Here is a 6,339-nt window from a genome sequence, read left to right on the forward strand (position 1 = left end):
GATCCACACCGCCTTCGACCACAATTTCTCGAATTTCGTCGCCAATTGCGAGAAGGACAAGCGGGTCATCGAAGCGCTGGGCGGCGCGCTGGCCGGCTCGGACCGGCTGCTCATCATCACGTCGGGTGTCGGCATGGGCTCCGCCGAACACGGACAGCCGGCGAGAGAAGACGTCTTCAACACCGACCATCCCAATCCGCGCATCCTGTCGGAGTTTACCGGCGCGGCGATAGCCGAGAAGGGCGTCAAAGTATCGGTGGTGCGCTTGCCTCAGGTACACGACACGGTGAAGCAGGGCCTGATCACACCGCTGATCGCCCAGACACGCGCCAAGGGCGTGTCGGCCTATCTCGGCGAAGGCCGCAACCGGTGGTCGGCGGCGCATGTGCTCGACGTCGCCAAGCTCTACCGCCTGGCGCTCGACAAACAGGAAGCCGGCGTGCGCTACAACGCCGTTGCCGAGGAAGGCATTCCGGTGCGCGAGATCGCGGAAGTGATCGGCGCCGGGCTGAACGTCCCTGTGGTCTCGCTGTCGCAGGACGAGGCAGCGGACCATTTCGGGTGGCTCGCCATGTTCGCCGGCCTCGACCTGCCGGCGTCGAGCGAATGGACGCGCGCGCATCTCAGCTGGCAGCCGACCGGACCCGGCCTCATCGCCGACCTTAAGCAGATGGACTATTCGCAAGCCGCCGCGGCATAGCTGGCCCCCGGGGCGGTTCGGCAACCAAGCTGAACCGCCTCAACCTCCCCAGTTGGGTTAGGCGCGCAACAGATCCGCCAAACTGTCGGATTTTTCAACCTTGTCCGTGAGATCGAGTCCCGACAGCAGGTCGACCAAGTGGCTGTTCATCAAGGCGGCCGCGTCGGCGCTGTTGCCGACTTCGATCGCGTCGACCAGGGCGTGATGGGCGTGCTTCTCGCAGGTTGCGTCACGGCGCTTCCAGTAAAGCGCGATGATCAGCGAGGAGTGCGAGACGAGATCGCGCACGAAGTTGGTGAAGACCGAATGCGCCGCGATCTCGGCGATGCCGACATGGAAGCGCGCCGACAGCATGATGGCGTCGCTGTCGCGGCCATCATGCAGCGCCTCATGCTCCTTTTCGAGATGGTGGCGCAATTGCACGATGTCCGACGGCACCGCCGCCTTGGCGGCAAGCGCCGCCACCTTGGGCTCGATCAGCGCCCGAGCCTCGAACACCTCGCGCGCCTCCATCTTCGACGGCTGCGCGACAAAAGCGCCGCGATTTGGCTCCAGCCGTGCCAGCCGGTCATGCGCGAGTGCCTGCAGGGCGGCGCGGACGACGGTGCGGCTCACCGAATAGATCGAGGCCAGCTCGTCTTCCGGCAGCTTGGTGCCCGGCGCGAGACGGTGGCTGACGATGGCGTCCCTCAGCCCGTAATAGATCGGCGACCAGCGCGCCGCCGGCTTGTCGTCTCGATCGTCTTCCCTGAGTACCGTCAACATGCTCTTCAACGCGCAGGCGCAGCCCGCCTGATTTGCCTCCATTGGTAGAGGTCGGCTCAATCTAATATGGCTTGCGCGGTGGTCAATCCCGGGCAGCCGGCCTTATACGACTCGTCTCAGCCGGCCGGCGACAGCGGTGCGAACATGCCGGCGAACCGCTTGCCGCGCGGAGCCGCATAGCCGCCGATCTTCGATGTTTTCAAGCCGACCTTGAACAGGCTCTCGGCCAGCGTGACGGCGCAGACCACACCGTCCAGCACCGGAACCCCATGCTCCTCGGACAGGCTGCGCGCGAGATCGGCCATGCCGGCGCAGCCGAGCACGATCGCTTCGGCATGGTCCTCGCGAATGGCGCGCGCAATCTCCTGCGATATCCGATGTCTTGCATTCGAGCCCGGACGTTCGAGCTCGAGCACAGCGACGTCCGACGAGCGTACCTTGGCGCAGCGCGAGGCAAGGCCGTATTTCGCCAGATTGTGCTCGATCGCCGGCACCGAACGGGCAAGCGTGGTGACGACGCTGAACTTGCCCGCGACAAGGCTCGCCATATGGAACGCCGCCTCGCCGATACCGATCACCGGAGCCTCGGTGGCGCAACGCGCGGCATCGAGGCCGGTATCGTCGAAGCAGGCGATGACATAGGCATCGGCGGGCGCCTTGCCCATCTCGGCGATGATGCCCGGAATGGCGAAGACCTCGTCGAAATAACCCTCGATGCTCGGCGGGCCGTCCGTCGGATTGACGGCAACAATCTCTGAGGCGTCGGAGGCGACGCTTGCCGCCGCCTCGCCGATCTTGGCGGTCATCGACGCTGTCGTGTTGGGGTTGATGACGAGAATGCGCATTCCAATCAGCCTCAGATCTCGCCGCCGAGATAAAGACGCTTGACCCGGTCGTCGGTCAGCAGTTCGGCGGAATTGCCGCTCAGCGCGACACTACCGGTGGTCAGCGCGTAGGCACGCTGCGAGATGCGCAGCGCCATGCGCGAATTCTGCTCGACCAGCAGCACGCTGACCTTCTCGTCGCGGTTGATGGCGACGATGGAGCGGGCGATGTCCTGGACGAGCTTTGGCGCGACGCCCAGCGACGGCTCGTCGAGCAGCAACAGCTTCGGCTTCGCCATCAGCGCGCGCCCGATGACCAGCATCTGCTGCTCGCCACCGCTCATCGTGCCTGCGGCCTGCGAGAAGCGCTCCTTCAGCCGGGGAAACCGCCCCAGCACCATCTCCATCGACGCGGCGATCTCGGATTTGCTTGTGCGCGTGAAGGCACCCATCAGGAGGTTGTCCCTGACCGACATATAGGGGAAGACGCGGCGTCCTTCCGGCACCATGGCAATGCCCATCTTGACGATCTCGTCGGGCGCCGCGCCATCGATCCGCTTGCCGCCATAATGGATCTCGCCGGACCTGATCTTGCGCAGGCCGGTGATGGCGCGAAGGATCGACGACTTGCCCGCGCCGTTGGCGCCGATCAGCGCGACCGTCTCGCCCTCGTCGACCTCCAGCGAGACGCCTTTCAGCGCGTAGACGTGGTCGTAATAGAGCTCGACATTGGCGAAGTTCAGGATCTGGTTCATAGGCCGATCGCCTCGTCTTCGCTGCCGAGATAGGCCTCGATCACCTTGTCGTTGGCCTGGATCTCCGACGGCGTTCCCTCGGCGATCTTCTGCCCGAAATTGAGCACGACGAGCCGGTCCGAAATCCTCATCACAGCCGGCATATCATGCTCGACCAGAAGGATTGTCAGGCCGCGCTCGCGCAGACGCCGCACCATCTCGACCATGCGCATGGTCTCGTCATGGTTCATGCCGGCGAAGGGTTCGTCGAGCAGCAGGATGGAAGGATCGGTGGCGAGACCGATGGCGATGCCCAACGCCCGCAAATGGCCATGCGGCAGGTTGCGGGCAATCTCATAAGCGAGCGAGGAGAGGCCAAGCAGCGCCAGAATCTCATCGGCCGATTGCCCGAAGGCCGCTTCGTCGGCTTTTGCCGTGCCGGTGCCGAGGAAGAAGCCGAACAGGCTCGCCTTGGAGCGCAGATGGTGCGCGATGATGACGTTGTCGCGCACGCTCATGTTCTTGAAGATGGTGGTTTCCTGGAAGGTGCGCACCACGCCCCTGCGGGCGGCGATGTGCGGCGCGAGGCCGGAGATGCGTTCGCCCTTCAGGCGCACCTCGCCTGTCGTCGGGCGCAGGAAAGATGAGATCAGCTTGAACAAAGTCGACTTGCCGGCGCCGTTCGGACCGATCACCGACAGGATCTCTTTCTCGCGCACCGAAAAGGAGACGTTGTTGACCGCGACCAGGCCGCCGAAGCGTTTGGTGATACCGGAGACCTCGAGCATTTCGGCCATGGCTCAACCCTTCTTCCGGGTCGTTTCGGCAAGGCTGAGCAGGCCGTTGGGCAGCACCAGCATCAGGACGATCATCAGGGCGGAATAGATGAGCAGCTGGAACTGGCCGGTCTGGAACAGAAGGTCCCAGCCGAAATAGAGCACCAGCGTGCCGAGCATCGGACCGAACACATAGCCGAGGCCGCCGAGGAAGCAGTTCAGCATGAAGTTGACGGAATCGGTGACCGTAAAGCTCGACGGGTAGATCGACTGCGAGATGGCGGCGAAGATGGCGCCGGAAACGCCGCCGAAGAAGGACGAGACGGCATAGGCGATGACGCGCAGATAGGCGATGTTGACGCCGATCGAGGAGGCGAGCTCCTCGTTCTGCTGCAGCGACTGGCACAGCTTGCCGATGCGCGAATTGACCAGCCGGTACATGATGGCGAAGCAGACCACCATCAGCGTGACCGCCAGCAGGTAGAAGGCGAGCCGCGAATTCTGCAGCGTGGCGAAATCGGGGATCAGCGTGATACCGAAGACCGACAGCGCGCCGGGCAGCGGAATGCTGACGATGCCCTTGGCGCCGTTGGTGATCGGCAGCGCCAGAGCGAGCAGGCGCGCAACCTCGGTCAGCACCAGCGTGACCATGGCGAAATAGACGCCGCGCAGGCGCAGGATCGGCAACCCGATCAGCACGCTTGCCGCGGCGCAGAAAAGCCCGGCCACCGGCAAGGTCAGCCAGAACGACCAGCCATGGTTCATCACCAGTATGGCGGAGACATAGCCGCCCATCAGCGCATAGGCTCCCTGGCCGATGTTGATGCGGCCAATGTAGAAGGTGAGCCAGACACCGGCGCTGGCGATGCTGAGCAGCGCCACCGAGGTCAGCGTGTAATAGAGGTCGAAGCGGCCGCTCGCCGAGATCGCGGCCGGCACGGCGATGAAGACGATCGCCAGGAAGGCGACGACCGCGGCGATCCTGGTGTTGCGATTGAGGGTCATGGCGCGATCAACCCCAGGGCTTGCCCATCAGCCCGTTGGGGCGGACCGACAGGAACACCATCAGGGCGGCGAAGATGACGAGATAGGTGACGTCGCCATATTCGCGCAGCACGGTGAGGCCGACCGACTCCATCATGCCGAGGATGAACCCACCGGCGATCGCGCCGCCGACGACGCCGGCGCCGCCGATCATCACCATCAGGAAGGCCTTGATCGAGATCGGCCCGCCGATGCCTGAATTGACGCCGGTGATGGTGACCAGCAGCCCGCCGACGACGCCCGCCAGCATGGCGCCCATGGCGAAGCCGATCATCGAATAGCGGTCGACGCGGACGCCCATAAGCTGGGCGGCGACACGGTCCTGTGCAAGCGCGCGCATGGCGCGGCCGACCCGGCTGTACTGCATGTAGAGCACGAAGGCGCCGATGAAGACGATCGCCAGCGCACCGACGACGATGCGGTCGTAAGGCATGATGATGCCAACGTCGTTGAACACGCCCTTGACGATCTTGGGAACGCCGCGCTGCTTCTCGCCGAACAGAAGCAGGATGACGGCGTCGAAGAAGAAGGCGGTCGCGGCGGCCAGTAGCATGGTGCTTTCCTCGCGATGGCTGCGCCGGATGACGGTTCGGAAGAGGAATTTCTCCATCAGCGCGCCGATGACGGCCAGCGTCACGCCCGAGGCGAGCAGCGCCACCACGAAAGGCAGGCCGAGCTGGCCGTAGACGGTGTAGGTGATGAACCCGCCCAGCACATACATCTGGCCGTGGGCGAAATTGAGCACGTTCATCAGGGCGAAGATCAGGGTCAGCCCCAGCGCGATCAGCGCATATTGGGCACCGAGATACAATCCGTTGGCGATGACCTGTTCCATGGATACCTTCGATCTTCCATGGAGTCCGGCCTATCGACCGGACCCCATGGCAAGCTTGAGGAAATACGCTCGAAGGTTACGCTAGTCGACGGAGCCGACGAACAGGGTCTGGAAAGCGCCGTCCTTGTATTCGTTGACCACCATCGGCACCGAGAGCTGGCGCTTCTGGCCGAAGGACGTCGCGCCGACATAGCTGAGCTTGGCGTCGCCCTTCAGGAAGGGATTGGGCGCGGTGAAGGTGTCCATGGTCTTCTTGAATTCCGCGACATCGCTGATGGCCGCCGGATTGGCCTTCAGCGTGTCGAGGATGTATTCCAGCGCGTAGACCTTGGTGTTGGACTCGTCGTTGTATTCGCCGAACATCTTGGTGTAGCGGGTGACGAATTCCTTCATCTCGTCCGAAGCGATCTCCGGCGTGGAGGCGCCGCCGACGGAGATGAAGCCGTTGGCATATTCGCCGGCGCCCTCTTCCAGGACCTTGGCGTCCTGCGCGGTTTCAGTCGAGATCAGGCCTTCATAGCCGAGCTCGCGGGCGGCGCGGATGAGCAGCGGCGCGTTGGCGGGTGCTACGCCCGACAACACGAGCAGGTCGGGCTTCAAGGCGACGATCGGCGTCAGCACCGGGGTGAAATCGCGCGTGTCGTTCTGGTAGGTGTCGTTC

8 protein-coding genes are annotated in these 6,339 nt (G+C 63.9%); 1 reads left to right on the forward strand and 7 read right to left on the reverse strand.

Annotated elements, in window-relative coordinates; translation table 11 throughout:
- On the forward strand, nucleotides 1-700 hold a 700-nt coding region (locus tag EOA28_RS20945), incomplete at its 5' end, for an SDR family oxidoreductase (RefSeq protein ID WP_148670782.1).
- Between the two features lie 57 nt (nucleotides 701-757).
- Here EOA28_RS20945 and EOA28_RS20950 read toward each other — a convergent pair.
- The 7 genes from EOA28_RS20950 to EOA28_RS20980 form a co-directional block, all read right to left on the reverse strand.
- Nucleotides 758-1,465, reverse strand: coding sequence for a GntR family transcriptional regulator (locus EOA28_RS20950; RefSeq protein ID WP_189342119.1), 708 nt, complete (start codon nucleotides 1,463-1,465; stop codon nucleotides 758-760).
- Between the two features lie 116 nt (nucleotides 1,466-1,581).
- Nucleotides 1,582-2,310 (reverse strand): aspartate/glutamate racemase family protein, encoded by a 729-nt coding sequence (locus tag EOA28_RS20955; protein WP_127249277.1) that lies wholly within the window; start codon nucleotides 2,308-2,310, stop codon nucleotides 1,582-1,584.
- 11 nt (nucleotides 2,311-2,321) lie between these two features.
- Entirely contained in the window at nucleotides 2,322-3,044 is a 723-nt protein-coding gene (locus EOA28_RS20960; RefSeq protein WP_127249278.1) for an ABC transporter ATP-binding protein, read from the reverse strand.
- Nucleotides 3,041-3,820, reverse strand: a complete 780-nt coding sequence (locus tag EOA28_RS20965) for an ABC transporter ATP-binding protein (protein ID WP_127249279.1) — start codon at nucleotides 3,818-3,820, stop codon at nucleotides 3,041-3,043. The genes EOA28_RS20960 and EOA28_RS20965 overlap by 4 nt, the downstream gene beginning before the upstream one ends.
- Before the next feature lie 3 nt (nucleotides 3,821-3,823).
- Nucleotides 3,824-4,804, reverse strand: coding sequence for a branched-chain amino acid ABC transporter permease (locus EOA28_RS20970; RefSeq protein WP_127249280.1), 981 nt, complete (start codon nucleotides 4,802-4,804; stop codon nucleotides 3,824-3,826).
- 7 nt (nucleotides 4,805-4,811) lie between these two features.
- Nucleotides 4,812-5,678 carry a branched-chain amino acid ABC transporter permease gene (locus EOA28_RS20975; protein ID WP_127249281.1) on the reverse strand — a complete coding sequence of 289 codons (867 nt, stop codon included), beginning with the start codon at nucleotides 5,676-5,678 and terminating at the stop codon, nucleotides 4,812-4,814.
- 81 nt (nucleotides 5,679-5,759) lie between these two features.
- A partial coding sequence (locus EOA28_RS20980; protein ID WP_148670783.1) for an ABC transporter substrate-binding protein occupies nucleotides 5,760-6,339 on the reverse strand: 580 nt, incomplete at its 5' end.

The organism is Mesorhizobium sp. M2A.F.Ca.ET.067.02.1.1, assembly GCF_004023285.1.
Classification (GTDB): Bacteria; Pseudomonadota; Alphaproteobacteria; order Rhizobiales; family Rhizobiaceae; genus Mesorhizobium.

What these genes read in the sequence shown, in the direction of transcription:
- EOA28_RS20970 (WP_127249280.1), bottom strand. Translation starts at nt 4,804, where the DNA reads ATGACCCTCAATCGCAACACCAGGATCGCCGCGGTCGTCGCCTTCCTG.
- EOA28_RS20975 (WP_127249281.1), bottom strand. Translation starts at nt 5,678, where the DNA reads ATGGAACAGGTCATCGCCAACGGATTGTATCTCGGTGCCCAATATGCG.
- EOA28_RS20950 (WP_189342119.1), bottom strand. Translation starts at nt 1,465, where the DNA reads ATGTTGACGGTACTCAGGGAAGACGATCGAGACGACAAGCCGGCGGCG.
- EOA28_RS20960 (WP_127249278.1), bottom strand. Translation starts at nt 3,044, where the DNA reads ATGAACCAGATCCTGAACTTCGCCAATGTCGAGCTCTATTACGACCAC.
- EOA28_RS20955 (WP_127249277.1), bottom strand. Translation starts at nt 2,310, where the DNA reads ATGCGCATTCTCGTCATCAACCCCAACACGACAGCGTCGATGACCGCC.
- EOA28_RS20965 (WP_127249279.1), bottom strand. Translation starts at nt 3,820, where the DNA reads ATGGCCGAAATGCTCGAGGTCTCCGGTATCACCAAACGCTTCGGCGGC.